Source organism: Nocardia aurea, from assembly GCF_003123685.1.
Taxonomy (GTDB): Bacteria; Actinomycetota; Actinomycetes; order Mycobacteriales; family Mycobacteriaceae; genus Nocardia; species Nocardia aurea.
Genome location: NZ_QCYJ01000130.1, coordinates 470,278 through 485,802 on the forward strand (window position 1 = coordinate 470,278; position 15,525 = coordinate 485,802).

The 15,525-nt window shown below is 66.5% G+C and carries 16 protein-coding genes; 9 read left to right on the forward strand and 7 right to left on the reverse strand.

The features are described from left to right. Positions 1-20: 20 nt before the first annotated feature. The 4 genes from DAT37_RS34075 to DAT37_RS34090 all read right to left on the reverse strand — a co-directional run bounded on the left by DAT37_RS34075 (position 21) and on the right by DAT37_RS34090 (position 3,484). Positions 21-653 carry a TetR/AcrR family transcriptional regulator gene (locus DAT37_RS34075; RefSeq protein ID WP_232840166.1) on the reverse strand — a complete coding sequence of 211 codons (633 nt, stop codon included), beginning with the start codon at positions 651-653 and terminating at the stop codon, positions 21-23. A 396-nt stretch (positions 654-1,049) separates the two neighbouring features. Next, positions 1,050-1,928, reverse strand: a complete 879-nt coding sequence (locus DAT37_RS34080; RefSeq protein WP_109528971.1) for a DMT family transporter — start codon at positions 1,926-1,928, stop codon at positions 1,050-1,052. Positions 1,929-2,014: 86 nt separating this feature from the next. Then, positions 2,015-2,851, reverse strand: coding sequence for a hypothetical protein (locus tag DAT37_RS34085; RefSeq protein WP_109528972.1), 837 nt, complete (start codon positions 2,849-2,851; stop codon positions 2,015-2,017). Positions 2,852-3,229: 378 nt separating this feature from the next. Continuing rightward, complete coding sequence (locus DAT37_RS34090; protein WP_109528973.1) at positions 3,230-3,484, reverse strand: hypothetical protein; 255 nt, start codon at positions 3,482-3,484, stop codon at positions 3,230-3,232. A 535-nt stretch (positions 3,485-4,019) separates the two neighbouring features. Between DAT37_RS34090 and DAT37_RS34095 the strand changes: the two genes are divergently transcribed. The 7 genes from DAT37_RS34095 (at position 4,020) to DAT37_RS34125 (ending at position 9,359) form a co-directional block, all read left to right on the forward strand. After that, a complete protein-coding gene (locus tag DAT37_RS34095) occupies positions 4,020-4,802 on the forward strand; it encodes a DUF6585 family protein (protein WP_232840167.1) in 783 nt (260 codons plus the stop codon). 58 nt (positions 4,803-4,860) lie between these two features. Continuing rightward, on the forward strand, positions 4,861-5,550 hold the full coding sequence (locus DAT37_RS34100) for a ZIP family metal transporter (protein WP_109529156.1): 690 nt from the start codon (positions 4,861-4,863) through the stop codon (positions 5,548-5,550). Between the two features lie 30 nt (positions 5,551-5,580). Then, positions 5,581-6,177: a GrpB family protein gene (locus DAT37_RS34105; RefSeq protein WP_109528975.1), complete on the forward strand. Its 597-nt coding sequence runs from the start codon at positions 5,581-5,583 to the stop codon at positions 6,175-6,177. A gap of 163 nt (positions 6,178-6,340) precedes the next feature. Next, positions 6,341-6,907: a DUF3558 domain-containing protein gene (locus DAT37_RS34110; RefSeq protein ID WP_157978832.1), complete on the forward strand. Its 567-nt coding sequence runs from the start codon at positions 6,341-6,343 to the stop codon at positions 6,905-6,907. 39 nt (positions 6,908-6,946) lie between these two features. Next, positions 6,947-7,387, forward strand: a complete 441-nt coding sequence (locus DAT37_RS34115; RefSeq protein WP_109528977.1) for a hypothetical protein — start codon at positions 6,947-6,949, stop codon at positions 7,385-7,387. Positions 7,388-7,458: 71 nt separating this feature from the next. Then, the gene (locus tag DAT37_RS34120) at positions 7,459-8,532 is read left to right on the forward strand and encodes a hypothetical protein (RefSeq protein ID WP_157978833.1); all 1,074 of its coding nucleotides are present in this window, start codon (positions 7,459-7,461) and stop codon (positions 8,530-8,532) included. 56 nt (positions 8,533-8,588) lie between these two features. After that, positions 8,589-9,359, forward strand: coding sequence for an ESX secretion-associated protein EspG (locus DAT37_RS34125; protein WP_109529157.1), 771 nt, complete (start codon positions 8,589-8,591; stop codon positions 9,357-9,359). 48 nt (positions 9,360-9,407) lie between these two features. Here DAT37_RS34125 and DAT37_RS34130 read toward each other — a convergent pair whose 3' ends face one another. From DAT37_RS34130 to DAT37_RS34140, 3 genes are all read right to left on the reverse strand, one after another. Further along, complete coding sequence (locus tag DAT37_RS34130; protein WP_109528979.1) at positions 9,408-10,226, reverse strand: hypothetical protein; 819 nt, start codon at positions 10,224-10,226, stop codon at positions 9,408-9,410. A gap of 212 nt (positions 10,227-10,438) precedes the next feature. Beyond that, on the reverse strand, positions 10,439-12,064 hold the full coding sequence (gene groL, locus DAT37_RS34135; protein WP_109529158.1) for a chaperonin GroEL: 1,626 nt from the start codon (positions 12,062-12,064) through the stop codon (positions 10,439-10,441). Between the two features lie 217 nt (positions 12,065-12,281). Further along, positions 12,282-12,584, reverse strand: coding sequence for a hypothetical protein (locus DAT37_RS34140; protein ID WP_109528980.1), 303 nt, complete (start codon positions 12,582-12,584; stop codon positions 12,282-12,284). Between the two features lie 144 nt (positions 12,585-12,728). Here DAT37_RS34140 and DAT37_RS34145 point away from each other — a divergent pair, with 144 nt between their 5' ends. Further along, entirely contained in the window at positions 12,729-13,403 is a 675-nt protein-coding gene (locus DAT37_RS34145; protein ID WP_109528981.1) for a suppressor of fused domain protein, read from the forward strand. Between the two features lie 46 nt (positions 13,404-13,449). After that, the gene (locus tag DAT37_RS34150; RefSeq protein ID WP_109528982.1) at positions 13,450-15,507 is read left to right on the forward strand and encodes an NAD(+) synthase; all 2,058 of its coding nucleotides are present in this window, start codon (positions 13,450-13,452) and stop codon (positions 15,505-15,507) included. Positions 15,508-15,525: the final 18 nt, after the last annotated feature.

Here is a 15,525-nt window from a genome sequence, read left to right on the forward strand (position 1 = left end):
GCTACCGCGCGCCGATCCGATCAGGCGCCGACCGCACCCATGATCACCCGGCTGAGCACCGAGATCATCTCGTCCAACGGCGGGCGCGGATCCGAACCGCTCCACGAGTCGACGACGTAGTTGACCGCGCCGATCACCGCGAGCACCCGCATCTCGTAATCGCCGGTGGGGATCTCGCCGTGCATCGCCGCGTCCTCGGCGGCACTGGCCAGCAGCGAGCCCCAGACTCTTCGCAGTTCCAGCCGGAACTTCTCCACCTTGGGTCCGGCGCCGACCACTTCGACGAGAGCGACCCGCGCTTTACGCGGATCGGCTCCGATGGATGTGACATAGGCCCGCACCGCGGCGTCGATGAGTTCGAGCGACGTCGCGTCGGCCTTCTTCTCCAACGCGACGGTGACCGCCTCGCGCGATTCCTTGTCGATCTGTTCGTATAGTTCGAGTAGGAGTGATTCGCGCCCGGTGAACTCCTCGTAGAACTGGCGCGAGGAGAGCCCGGCGTCCTTACAGATGGCGCCCACCGAACTGTTGGCGTAGCCGTCGCGTGCGAAGACCGTGAGGCCCGATTCCAGAAAACGCGCACGCCGCTGACGTTGCCGGTCCTCTACGGGTTGCCCGGCATACATTCGTCCCGTATTCGCATCCTGTGACATTGAGGCAGACAATACCGAAGCGCGCGATGCCCTCGTCATGTATCGGTGCCTTCGCTTCGACGCCGAACCGCCGCAACGTTAGCCAAGAGTTGCCTATCGGATTGCCGAGCAGACGCCGAGGGTGGAATCAGACCGGATCAGGCTCGAAATCGACTGACGAAAATGGCCTTTTACTGCACCATTGCCAAGATCAGTACTGCGCCTGAGGAATTCACCGACTGATAGCCGAAATCGCACCATTGCGCACCCTACGGTGGTTGGGCGTGGAAAATTCGCAGGCGGACTCCGACCGGATCCGGCCCCGATGCGCCGGACGCACCACCGCGTCCCGCCACGTGGTCACCACGGGTGCGCGCGCCCCGCCCCCGGCGCGACCGGTTCACCAGTTCCGGCAGGTCACGTGGCGGGCAGGGCGTCGGCGGGGCCCGGTTCCGCCGCGGCCGAGCGCGCCAGGGCGAGCGTCGCCGCCACCATGGTCGCGAGCGCGATCACCAACGCGACGAGGTGGTCGCGATCGATATCCAGGTATTCGTCGAGCAGCAGCACCCCGAGGGTCGCCGCGAGCACGGGCTCGGCCACCGTCGCGGCGGGCAGCGAGGCCTGGAGGTCGCCCGCGTGATAGGCGTTCTGCTGCAGGGTGACAGCCGTCAGGCCCACCACCACCAGCGCGTACGGAACCGGCGAGGTGAACAACTCGGCCGCGCCGTCACCGATCAGCGCCACCGTGCTCTTGGTCAGCACCGCCGCCACCGCGAACATCGTTCCCGAGGCCAACCCGAGCAGCAGCGCCCTGCGGTGGCCGGAACCGCCGCGCGCCGCGAACAGACAGATCAGCAGCAGCGGTATCCCGATCGCCGCGGTCACCGCCCAATGCGACGGGGCGACATGCTGTTTGCCCTGCCTGGGATCGCCGACCACCACGAAGACCACGATCGAGAAGACGAGCGCCCCTGCCCATATCCACTCCGCGCGCCGCACCGAACGCCCGGCGAACGCGGCGGCCAACGGCAGCGCGAACAGCAGCGAGGTCACCAGCAGCGACTGCACGAGCAGCACCGAACCGCGCCCGAGCGCCAGCGCCTGGAAGACGTACCCGCCCGCACCCACCGCCGTGCCCAGCCACCAGTTCGGCCGTCGCACCAGACTGCCGATCACGCCGAACCGACCCAACTGCCCCTCGGGCAGCCGCGCCGCCTCACGCTGCCGGGAAACCGCGCTCATCGCCACGCACAGCGCCGCTACCAGCGCGAAACCGACTGCGGGTAGATGCATCATGCAGGCAGGCTACCCAGTGGCGACCGCGATGGTGCCGTGGCGACTCCCGGACAGCCGCGCTGGTCGGGCACCGTGCCACCGGACGGCTAGGGATGCGTGCGGAATTCGTCGAACACCGGTGACGGCACGGTGAGCTGGGCGTGGATATCGCCGCCGAAGCCGAGCTGTCCGACCGCGCCGCCGTAACTGCGCTGATAACTGTGCCAGAGCACGACCACGCCGACCACGCGGTTCGAGTCCGGCAGTGCCGGATCCGGGAACGGGTTCGGCAGGTCGGCTCGATAGGTGGCGGCACCGTCGGAATCGGTGACGAAGGTGTTCGGCACACCGAGCGGTCCGGGGCGGCTCGGCGCGTCGGGATCACGGTCCCAGGCCCGCCACGCCATCACCGTGTACAGCGAATTCGGGATCAAACCGTCGAATTCGAAACGGAACTCGCCGCGACGCCCGTCATCGGACACCGAGACGTCGAGTCGGCCTCGGGCGGCGAGCCACGCGGCGAGCGTGATCGGCTCGGTGATCTTCCAGCCGTCCTGTGCGCGTAGATGCGGAACCGGGACGCTGTGCAGCGGGTAGCTCGGCCGCGGCGGTGCGGCGGGGGCGGCGTCGGGCGCGAGGACCACCGGATAGTTGTCGGCGGGCAGCGGAACCGGCAGGGTGTGCAGCACCAGCGCGGCATCGTCGTCGGACAGCCGCTCCGGCAGTTCACGCACCACCCGATACGGCGAGAGCTCCCCGAATTCGGGGAGCGGGCTGTCGGCCCCGACGACGGCGCGTCCCCAGTCGCTGCGCACCGAACCGTCGGGCGCGGAGGCCGGGATCCAGCCGACGACAAGGAAATTGCCGTCCGTGTCGAAGACCGTACTCGGCGGATACGGCAGCGCCTGCGTGGTCGGCGTGAGGTCGTACCGTTTCGTCACCATACGAAAACCACCCGCTCGACGTTGCGCACCCACGAACCCTTCCGTACCACCGACTCGAACCCCGCCGCGCCCACACCTGATCGGCCGCGTGGCCGAAAGTTATGTCGGCGCAGCGCGATACGACAAGGGTTTCGACCAGCGTGGAGATAATCCTCGCGTCGAGGAGAACACGCAGGTCGTCCCGAGCGATACCGCCGAATCGTCCTACGGGATGTGCAGAATTCGGTCGGGCCGAGCGTGGCCGGGTGCGCGATTGCCGGGGTCAACGACGTCGCAGTACGTGCCTCACCGCGACGTCGCGATCCGCCGACAGGCCGAGACGACGGTTTCGGATACGACAGGTTCGCTGACCGCAACGTTGCGCTGATATCGGCGCCACTACCGGCGAGTCGACAGCTGCGGACGGACAACCTGGCCCACGCGAAGCCTTCCCACACCGGTAGCACGTCGGCGTCGTCGGCGCGGCGGTGGCAGCAGCAACAGCGGCAACGGCAGCAGCAACAGCGGCAACGGCAGCAGCGGCAACGGCAGCAGCAACAGCGGCAACGGCAGCAGCGGCAACGGCAGCAGCAGCAGCGGCAGCAGCGGTGGCAGCGGCAACGGCAACGGCAACGGCGGCAACGGCAACGGCAACGGCGGCAGCGGCGGCAGCAGCAGCAGCGCCGTCGGCGTCGGCGTCGGCGTCGGCGTCGGCGTCGGCGTCGGCGTCGGCGTCGGCGTCGGCGTCGGCGTCGGCGTCGGCGTCGGCGTCGGCGTCGGCGTCGGCGTCGGCGTCGGCGTCGGCGTGAGAATTTCACGGGCGATCGATCGCGGAAGCGTTGCCGTCTCACGCCCCGCCCCGTTCGTCCCACGCGGCGACTCGCAGACGAATTTTCACGCGCGGGCGGTAACCGGCCTTTCGCCGGAATCACGGCGGTTCGCAAAGTCGTCCGAACTCGGCGCAGAGCGTGTGCAGCGCACGGACCAGCGACAATACGTTCCCCACTACGCCGAACCGGCCTCGGCGACGAAGGTCCTCCCGCGCCGTCGTCGAATCGCGCGAAGTTCGCGCGGGAGGAAATCCGGGTGCTGCGGTAGCGACCGGCGGTCCGGTGGCATACGCTTCGCGCGGATTGAAAGCCGCCTTGTGGAGGGACTATTGGCCACTCCGAACTTGACGGAGCACGACGTGGGCGAGACCGGAGAACGACGCACGGTCCCGCCGACACAGCTGGTCCACCTGATGTCGGAATATTTGAGACTCGGTGCGCACCGTCAGACATTTCTGGCCGCGCCCGCCGCGAGCGATCCCGTGCTGCGCGGATTCGGCATCGTGGCAGGCGGATTCGGCGTGCTCGGCGTCATCTGCATCACCGTCGGCGCGATCGCGGGCGGAATCGCCACCGCCTTGGTCGCGCTGGTCCCCGGCGCGCTGGCGCTGTGGCGCGGGAACCACAATCGCCGCAATCGGGCGGCCCGCCTGGACCTATTCGATTTCGGTATGACCGTATATCGGACCGGTGAGCAGGTCCAGGGATTCCGGTGGGACAGTGCGGAAGTGCGTCAGAAGGTGATCACCTTCCAGAGCGGAACGCCGACGGAGTATTCGCTGGAGATGACCGGACCGGGTGGCGCGCACGCGGTCTTCGACGATGTCCTGTTCGCCGACGGACAGGAGTGGGGCAGGACGATCCAGTCGGCCATCACCGGCACCCAGCTCCCCGCCTCGGTCACCGCCATCGACGCGGGCGAGACGGTCCACTTCGGCGATATCGCGCTGCACCTGGACGCCCTGACCTTCCGGGGACAGGCCTTCCCCTGGGAGCAGATCCAGCTGATCGACGCGCGTAGCGGACTGGTCAGGATCAAGGTCGACGGTCGCTGGCATTCGCTGGTACCGGTGGCGGCGATCCCGAATTTCTACATCTTCAACGAACTCGCGGAACGGCTGCGGGTCACGCCGTTCGACTGATCTCTGTCGCACCGGATCCGGCGTCCGCGGGCACGGGTGAGGACCTAATGTGTGGCGCATGCTGAAAGCGCTGCTCTACGGATCGGCGACGGCCGCCCCGCTCATCGTGGGAGCCGCCGTCGGATTGCGCTGGACACTGCCGAAACAGCTGCTCGCGACATTGATGGCATTCGGCGCGGGCACCATGATCGCCGCCGTCTCCTCGGAACTGTTCGAACCCGCGTTCCACCGCACCGGAGCGCTCGTCGCCGGTCTCGCACTGTTCCTCGGCGCGGGCGTCTACGTCGTCGCGAACCACCTCATCGAAACCCGACTCGGCCCCGCCGCCATCGGCTGGGCGTTGATGCTCGGCACGATCCTGGACGGCATCCCCGAGAACACCGCACTCGGCGTCTCCCTCAGCACCGGCGGTGGACTCGTGCTCGTGGTCGCCGTGGCGGTCGGCAATGTTCCCGAGGCCATCGGCGGCGCCGCCCTGATGCGCGACAACCACGGCCTGTCGCATCGCCGCTCCTTCGCCCTCTGGGCCACGACCGGACTCATCCTGGTATTCGTGACCGTCCTCGGGAACGCGCTGTCCGACAATCTCTCCGACGCCCAGATCAGCACCGTGCAGGCCTTCGCGGGCGGCGCGACCATCGCCGTACTCGCCGACTCCCTCATGCCGGAGGCCTACCGTGAGGGCGGCTGGTGGGTGGGCATGGCCACCGCCGCCGGATTCCTCGTCGCCTTCGTCCTGCAAGGCTGAACCGACCGTTTCCCTCGAGCAGGAGATGCGATGCACTATCCACCGGAGATCACCCGCAGGCTGCGAAGTACCCCGGAACAGATGCGAGCCGCCTGGGTCGACGGAAGTCCGCCGCCGCCACAACCCATCGTCCTCGTGCCCTACGACCCGCACTGGCCGGCACTATTCGACGAACAAGCCGAAACGATCCGCCGCGCCCTGGCAGACCGAGCCCGCACGATCGAACACATCGGCAGCACCGCCGTTCCCGGCCTCGCCGCCAAGCCGATCATCGACATCGACCTCATCGTCACCGATTCCGGCGACGAACCCGCCTACATACCCGACCTCGAACACGTCGGCTACCGGCTCGTCCTGCGGGAACCGCACTGGCACGGACATCGCATGCTCACCCGCGCCGTCCCGGCCGTCAACCTGCACGTCTTCGGACCGAACGCGGCGGAACACCTCCGTCACATGATCTTTCGCGACTGGCTTCGAGATCATCCCGAGGATCGCGATCGGTACCGGGCCGTCAAACAGGCACTTGCCGCGAGTACCGCTGGATCGCCGGGTGAGTACAACCTGTCGAAGAACACCGTCATCGACGAAATCTACGCTCGCGCATTCGGTCTGGACGACGCGTGATCTTCCCCCGCACGGTTCCGGCTGGGCTGGACGGTCAGATTCGGAACTGGATGTGGCGGCGACCGACCGCCGTATGAAACGGAAGAACCGTTCGGGTCGCTAACGGTACGGATCGGATATAGTCGCTGAAACGATCGAGGCCGACGTGGAGGTGGGGGTGGCCATGCGAGCGGTGAGTTGCGCGGCGCTACTGGTGGGCGTGCTGGCGGCGGCGGGATGCGGGACAACCAGTGATGGCACAGCAGGACCGGCGAGTTCCTCGGCTGCTGAGCATTCCATCGCCGAGGATGTGCCGAATGGGTTCAAGCCCTGCACCGACATTCCTCAGTCTGTACTGGACTCCGAGGGGCTACACCGGGATGACAGCCCGACAAGCAGAGACGAAATGACCAGAGGAAAAGTCAAGTGGCGCGGCTGCATATGGGTAGTGTCCGACGGCTACTCAGCCACAATCAGTGCAACCAATCTCACCCTTGCCATGGTGCGCGACAAACACTTTGCTGGGGAGCGCGAGTTGACCATCAATGATCGGCCGGTGTTGGCGACCACTCAGGCTCAGAGTCAGACCGACAAGACAACATGCACGCTCAATGCCCATATGCAGGGCGGCAGCCTCGAATTCAGGATCGTCAATCCCGAATCTCGCAGGAAAACCGGACATCTGACTGCGTGCGATATAGGTCAGACCCTGGCAGAGAAGGTGGTTCCGTTGATACCGCCTGGGGCGTGAGAGTTCGTCAATCAGTAAAGTCGGGGAGGGAATCGAAATATGGCGGAGAAGCCGATGCAGGCGTTGATCGACAATGCCAGGTCAGGCCAGTTGTCGATGTCGTTCAACGACAACATCTATGTCAATGCCGAGGAGTTCGTTTACATCGACCGCGACTGCGAGGCGATGAAGACGAAAATCCAGCAACTTCAGGCTGTCGCCGAGGGTATCTCGGGGCGTGAGACGTGGGGTTTGGGGGAAAGCGCCGAGTGGATCAGATCCGCCAAGATCCTGGTTGGTACTTTTCGCACCAAAGCCAAGGGCGCCGACAACGGTAACGACGTCTTCGCAATCCTCGAGCAACACTACGCCATCATCGACAGCATCCAGCAGCTGCACAAAGAGATCGCGCAGCGCTATCTACAGGCCGACACCGACTTCGCCGCCCGCTACAACGAACTGATGGCCACCCTCCCGCAAGGTTTTCAGGGGAAGAAATGACCTTCCAATACGAGCAGTCGAAAATCGCCGCGCAAAGCGCCACCGACAACGCTTCGAGCCAATCTCACATCGTGCTCAAGAACACCTTCGACCCCCTGGTCACCGACTCCGCCGCCGAGTCGAAGGCGGACTACGCCAAGATCGCCGAGGGCTGGGAGTACAGCGTGCAGATCTTCGCCGCCCGCATCAAACGCTCCAGCGAATCGGCCTGGAGCGGCACTGCGGCCACCACCGCACGGCAGTCGATCTCCGACTACGCCACCGACGCGTTGAACCTCACGCCCGCGCTGAAGGAACTCAGCACCCGCGTCGACGAGGCGGTCACCGCGGTGAACAACACCAAGAGAGACCTCACGCCGTACTCCGGCGATCCGCAGAGTTGGTGGAACCCGGGTGACTGGTTCGACGGCAATCCCGAAGCCGACGCCGAGGAAGCCGCCCGCAAGGTCGTCCAGGAGAAATACATAAACCCGATCGCCCGGACGGATCAGAGCATTCCGGTACTGCCGAAACCCAAGGATCCGACGAACCCGTCGGGCGATCCGAGCACTCCCGGTGGCGGTACCCCGTCGACGGGCAGCCCGACCACCGGTAGCCCCACGACCGGCACACCGACCGGCACGACCCCCGCCGCCGCGAACCCGAACTCCGACGATCCGTCGACGAATCCGCAGTCCAGCGGTAACAGCCCGTCAACGGGCAGCCCGACGACCGGTACCCCGACCACCGGCACACCGACGGGAACGAACCCGGCCGGGACGAACCCGGCGGCCGCCAACGTCCCCACCACCAATGTCCCGAAGACCAACAGCCCCACCGGTACCCCGAGAACAGGCACGCCCGGTTCGGGCAGTCCCGGTTCGGGCAGCCCGTCCGGCACCTCCCCGGGTGCGGGTAGATCCGTCACCGCTACCCCGACATCCAAGGGCACCGGCGGCGGAAGTGGTGGGAGCAGCGGCAAATCGACCGGCACCGGCAGCGGACGCAACGGCATGCCGGGTATGGGCGGCATGGGTAACCGCGGTGGGAAAGGCGATGACGACGACGAGCACAAGATCCCGGACTATCTGATCCAGGACCGTGAGACCGAACTGCTCGGCGTGCAGCCGCGCGTACTGCCGCCGGGCGGAGTCATCGGCGGATAGGTCCGGCTCGACGGCGAAACACGCGATCGGACTCGACTGGAATGGATTACACCCGCATGGCCTGGACCTGGGATCCGGATACCTTCGGCGCCAATTGGTTCAACGAAGGAAACGACCGTATGCCCGCGCCGCTGCGTTATCGCAGCCGGTTTCCCACCATCGAGGAACTTGAGAACCACCGATGGGCCGTCCGCGCGAGCTACAGCGCGGACGAGCGCAGGCGAATCGATCTGCTGATGCATACGGTCGCCAAATGCGAGATGCGGGTCGAGATCATCGGCAGCACAGCCGATCACAAAGTCGGCGGCGGGGCCCAGCGACAGTTCCGCGTCGTCGGCGCCCGCACGGCCGACTACGCAGCTGTCCTGCGCCAAGAGGCGATCCACGACGAATACGGCGACATCACCGCCCAACTGCTACGGCCGGAACAACTTCCCGCCGCCCTCACCGGATCACTACCCGGCTGCGCCCCGGGCACGCAGGGCCCCGAATCCTTCCATCACGACGACCTCAAACCCCCGCCGGGATATCTGCTCGACAATTCACACAGCAGTCCCCGTGAACGCTTCCGCCGCCGCACCGCCCGTCCCACCGACGGCGGCGGTCAGGCCATCCTCCGACTCGGCGATTTCCACGCCGGGCACAACCGCTACCAGGCCGCGCAGTGGTACGACATCACCGGCGACGGACGCTACCTCGAACTCCGCACGCCGACCCACCTCGACCTGCGCCCCGCCACCGCCCAACTCTTCACCGATGTCTTCGCCACCTGGATCGGTCAGGCCACCCGGCATCTGCGGGAGCAGCGAGTGAACAACTACCGCTGAATTCGGGAGACCACTTCACCGACCTCCGCACACGAGCCGCATGACCGGTCAGTGATCGTAGACGAAGTCCGCGGCCAGACCGAACGCGTCGGTCGCACCGCGGATGGCATCGCGAACGTCGACTCCGCGATTGGTGTCGTTGACGATATAGGGCTCGACATCACCTTTGTCGATATCCGGGCAGCTGAAATACATGATCGACTTGCGATCGACGCTCGCCTGCGCGTGATTGCGCGCCTGGTGATACAGCGGAAGGATGTCGCCGCCGGTCATGACGCTCATGATGCCGCCCGGCATCACGAGCACCTCGTCGTGGGCGGTGATCAGCGGGACGGGTGCGTCACCACCGACCGCTTCCAATCCCGGTGCGCTCGTCCAGATGACGGTCGCGAGGACACCGTCCTCGTGCGGGGTCTGCAACAGCTCCCTGGAACTGAGTTCGCCGAACGAATTGACCTGAAGCACCGAGGCCTCTTGGAACGGCAATTTCCTCGGGTACTCGTAGTACTCGGCGAGTTCGTCCAGCAGATTTCTCATCACCCGGACGACGGGGCCGCTGCGATATCGCTCGAGCGCCGCGAGGAATTCCGGGATGTCGCCGTGGTTCGGAATTCGCGCTCCGTGCTCGGAATTCCAGTACAGGAAGGAGTCGTTGACATCGGCTTCGTTGACCGGGTCGCCGTTGTTGTAGGCCGCGCCGGGCGGTCGGTAACCGTTGGTCAGCCGGTCGGTGCGGTGCCGTGATTTGCTCTCGTAGCTCGCCGCGAAGAAGTGATTCGCTTCGCTGTACAACCGTGCCAGCTGGCTTGTTTCGCGCGAATTCAACCGCACACGCGCGTAACCGTCGGTACGGATTTGCTCGAGCATGGGCGTGCGGCCTCTTTTCGCCGGTCAGGGGATGTTGCCAGGATGCTCCGGCGCCCGGTGACGACGCCGAGCAGAATCGTACCGAGTTCGGAAGCGATCAACCGGTCAGGCAGCACCGGTTCGCCGTCCCGAACCGATTCGTAACGCCGGAAGCCGGCCCACCCGAGGGTGGACCGGCTTCCGGTTCGTAATGTGTTACAGCGCCTCTGGACTCAGAAGTCCATGCCGCCCATGCCACCGGTCGGGTCGCCCGCGGGAGCGGCGGCCTTCTCCGGCTTGTCGGCCACGACGGCCTCGGTGGTGAGGAACAGCGCGGCGATGGACGCGGCGTTCTGCAGCGCGGACCGGGTGACCTTGACCGGGTCGGCAACGCCGGCGGCCAGCAGATCCTCGTACACGCCCGAGTCGGCGTTCAGGCCGTGGCCCGCGGGAAGGTTGGAGACCTTCTCCGCGACGACGCCCGGCTCGAGACCGGCGTTGAAGGCGATCTGCTTGAGCGGGGCCGACAGCGCGACACGCACGATGTTGGCACCGGTGGCCTCGTCGCCGGTGAGCTTCAGATCGTCCAGCGCGGGAGCCGACTGCAGCAGGGCCACGCCGCCACCGGCGACGATGCCCTCTTCGACGGCGGCCTTCGCGTTGCGAACGGCGTCCTCGATGCGGTGCTTGCGCTCCTTGAGCTCGACCTCGGTCGCGGCTCCGGCCTTGATCACCGCGACACCGCCGGCCAGCTTGGCCAGACGCTCCTGCAGCTTCTCACGGTCGTAGTCCGAATCCGAGTTCTCGATCTCGGTGCGGATCTGGGCCACGCGGCCCTGGATGCCCTCGGGATCGCCCGCGCCCTCGACGATGGTGGTCTCGTCCTTGGTCACGACGACCTTGCGCGCCTGGCCGAGCAGCTCGACACCGGCGGTCTCCAGGGAGAGGCCGACCTCTTCGCTGATGACCTCGCCACCGGTGAGGATGGCGATATCGGCGAGCTGGGCCTTGCGACGGTCGCCGAAGCCGGGCGCCTTGACGGCGACGGACTTGAAGGTGCCGCGGATCTTGTTCACGACCAGGGTCGACAGGGCTTCGCCCTCGACGTCCTCGGCGATGATCAGCAGCGGCTTGCCGGCCTGGATGACCTTCTCCAGCAGGGGCAGGAGATCTTTGACGGTCGAGACCTTCGAGCCGACGAGCAGGATGTACGGATCCTCGAGGACCGCTTCCTGACGCTCCGGGTCGGTCACGAAGTAACCCGAGATGTAGCCCTTGTCGAAGCGCATGCCCTCGGTGAGCTCGAGCTGCAGCCCGAAGGTGTTGCTCTCCTCGACGGTGATGACGCCTTCTTTGCCGACCTTGTCCATGGCCTCGGCGATGAGCTCGCCGATGGACGGGTCGCCTGCCGAGATACCGGCGGTAGCGGCGATCTGCTCCTTGGTCTCGACCTCCTTGGCGGTGTCGAGCAGCTTGGCGGTGACGGCCTCGACGGCCTTCTCGATGCCGCGCTTCAGACCCAGCGGGTTCGCGCCGGCCGCGACGTTGCGCAGACCTTCACGCACCAGGGCCTGGGCGAGAACGGTGGCGGTGGTGGTGCCGTCGCCCGCGACGTCGTCCGTCTTCTTGGCGACTTCCTTGACCAGCTCGGCGCCGATCTTCTCGTACGGGTCCTCCAGGTCGATCTCCTTGGCGATGGAAACACCATCGTTGGTGATCGTGGGGGCGCCCCACTTCTTCTCCAGGACAACGTTGCGACCCTTGGGGCCCAGCGTCACCTTGACAGCGTCGGCGAGGGCGTTCAGACCCCGCTCGAGACCGCGACGGGCCTCTTCGTCGTACGCAATTGTCTTGGCCATTGCGTTGAGATCCTCCACATGTAATGGGGCTGACACACAGGACGACCGCTTGTCGGATCGCCCCATTTACGCTGGCCAGGTTCGGTGCCCGCGACGGACGACCGAGGGTGTCGATGGAACCCGGTCTCACCGTCCCGACCCTGGCACTCACATGTCGAGAGTGCCAAAGCCATTTCTAGCACTCGACGATGCCGAGTGCAAGGTCCGCCGGGTTCGGCTAGGAGCGATCGTCGATTCGCAGCACCAGCGCGACGAACGCGTCGGTGCGGCGTTCGTCGGGGGTGCGCGGCTCCTCGTTACCGACCGTGACCAGCTCGGCGTCGTGCAGCAGCAACTCCGCCTCCACCCGCATGATGGCGCGGATGAACGGCGGCGCCACCTCGGGCGGCAGATCGCCGTTCACGATGTATTCGCCGTCGGGACCGGACTCGGTGGAGACGAACGACAGCGCGTGCATCAGGTCGACGCGCCGCTCCCCCGCGACTAGGTCGGAATCCGCTCCGTCCATGTCATCCGCCATCGCTATAGCTTAGCGGGAGGGAGCCCAGGGTTCAGTGCACAGATGTTTCAGAAGCGTCGGTGTCACCAGCGACGATGCTTCCCGGCCGGTAGAGGACGGGTTCCTGCTCGGCACGCCGACGCGCGGCGAACCTATGGTGACCGGGTGAGTGATAGACCCGGCTGGGACGCGATCGAGCGCGCCCTCGCCCCGCTGTACCCCGAGACCGAGCCGACGCGGTGGCGCGCCGAACATCCGTGGTCGCTCGGCGGCCCGGACGCGCTCGACGGGGTCAGCGCGTATCCGCGCACCGATCCGGTGCCGCATTGGCACTATGTCGGCTACGGGATGACCGAGCTCTACGAGAAGGAGTGGGACGACCCGGAGGAATCGGGTTGGGGATTCGAATTCACCTTCCGGCTCGTGCGCGCCGCGGTCGAGACCGCCGCACCGCGCTGGCCGGTGGATCTCATGCAGAATCTGGCGCACTACGTGTATCAGTCCGGGGAATGGTTCACGCCGGGTCACACGGTCAAGACCAACGGGCCGCTCGCCCCCGACCTTCCCGATTCCGCGATCCGGGCCGCGGGGTTCGTCGTGGACCCGGAACTCGGCCCGATCGACACGCCGTTCGGGCGGGTCTCGTTCCTCCAGATCGTCGGGTTGACCATGCCGGAGTACCGGACCGCGCGCGGCGGGAAACTCCTCGCGATGCTGGCCGGGCTGGCCGATCGACTACCGCTCTACGTGACCGATATGCACCGGACGACCCTCGTTCCCGAACCGAAGCCACAGGCGACCTGGCCGAGCTGGGGCGGCGGATTACGCGGACGCGCGTAGATTTCGAAGCGATCATGATCGTTTGTCTCGGAATCGAGGAGGCGCGGTGGCGGACCTGCCGTTCGACTCGCTGTATCGGCACGGATTCGCGCGGGTGGCGGTCGCGGTGCCGCGCATCAGGGTCGCCGACCCCGCGTTCAATCTGACCCACACGCTCGACCTGGCGCGAGAAGCGGCCGAACGGGGGGCGGTGCTGACGGTCTTCCCCGAACTCGGACTGTCCAGCTATACCGCCGACGACCTGTTCCACCAGGACGCGCTGGACGCGGCGGTTTCCGAGGCGCTGGATCAGGTGGTCGCCGCCAGCGCGGACATCGATACGGTCCTGATCGTCGGCGCGCCCGTACGGTCGCAGGGGCGGCTGTTCAATTGCGCGATCGCGGTGTCCGGGGGCGTCGTCCTCGGTGTCGCGCCCAAGAGCTATCTGCCGAATTATCGCGAGTTCTACGAGAAACGGCAGTTCGCCGCGGCGCGTGAGGCCTGGGACGACCGGATCGAGGTCGCCGGGCAGCGGGTGCCATTCGGTGCCGATCTGTTGTTCACCGCGACGAATCTCGACGGTTTCGTCTTCCATCTCGAGATCTGCGAGGACGGCTGGGTGCCGCTGCCGCCCAGCGGTTACGCGGCGCTCGCGGGCGCGACGGTCCTGGTCAATCTGTCGGCGAGCAATATCGTCATCGGCAAGGCCGACTACCGCCGGGCCCTGTGCACCTCGCATTCCGCACGCTACCTCGCCGCCTACCTGTATTCGGCTGCCGGACACGGTGAGTCGACCACGGATATGGCCTGGGACGGACAGGCGCTGGTCTGCGAGAACGGTGATCTGCTCGCCGAGGGTGAGCGCTTCGCCGACCATCCCCGGGTGGTGATCGCGGATCTGGATCTGCAACGGCTCACCTCGGATCGGCTGCGCACCAGCAGTTTCGCCGATACCGTGCACGACCACCGGGAGCGACTGGCCACGATGCGGCGCATCCCCGTGGAGTTGCCGATCCCGGCGGACGCGATCGCGCTGGAACGCGAATTGCCGCGTTTCCCCTACGTTCCCGCGTCGACGGCGGCGCGCAACGAGCGCTGCGCCGAGGTCCACCACATCCAGGTCGAGGGGCTGAGCACGCGATTGCGGGCGACGGGATCGCAGCGTCTGGTCATCGGTGTTTCCGGCGGACTCGATTCCACCCAGGCGTTGATCGTCGCCGCGAAGACCATGGACCGACTCGGGCTGCCGCGCACGAATATCCTGGCCTACACGATGCCGGGGTTCGGCACGAGCACCCGCACGCGGACCGACGCGCACGAGTTGATGGCGGCGCTCGGGGTGAGCGCGCACGAGATCGACATCCGGCCGTCGGCGACCCAGATGCTGCACGATCTGGGGCATCCGGCGGCCGACGGCGCCGAACAATACGACATCACCTACGAGAACGTGCAGGCCGGTGAGCGCACCTCGCACCTGTTCCGTTTGGCGAACCACCATCACGCGCTCGTGGTCGGCACCGGCGATCTCAGCGAACTCGCGCTGGGCTGGTGCACTTTCGGCGTCGGTGACCACATGGCGCACTACAGCGTCAACGCGTCGGTGCCCAAGACGCTGATCAAATATCTGATCGCCTGGGCCGCGGAGACCGGGCAGTTCGGGCCCGAGGCCGCGAAGGTACTGAAATCCATTCTGCTGACCGAGATCTCGCCCGAACTCATCCCCGGGGCGGACCCCGCCGACCCCGCCCAGAGTTCCGAGGCGACGGTGGGCCCGTACGAATTGCAGGATTTCCACCTGTACTACCTGTTGCGTTTCGGCTACCGGCCCAGCCGCATCGCCTATCTGGCCAGGCATGCCTGGTCCGATCCGTCCGTCGGCTCCTGGCCGGATCTGATTCCCGCCGACCAGCGCCATGCCTACGACCTGCCGGTCATCAAGCATTGGCTGGGCGAATTCCTGCGACGTTTCATCCAGACCAGCCAGTTCAAACGCTCGACCCTGCCGAACGCGCCCAAGGTCGGTTCCGGCGGCTCGCTGTCGCCGCGCGGAGATTGGCGCGCCCCCAGCGACGCCTCGGCCGCCGCATGGCTCGACGAACTCGCCCGCAACGTGCCCGACGAATAGCGGGGCGTATCCGTCCCC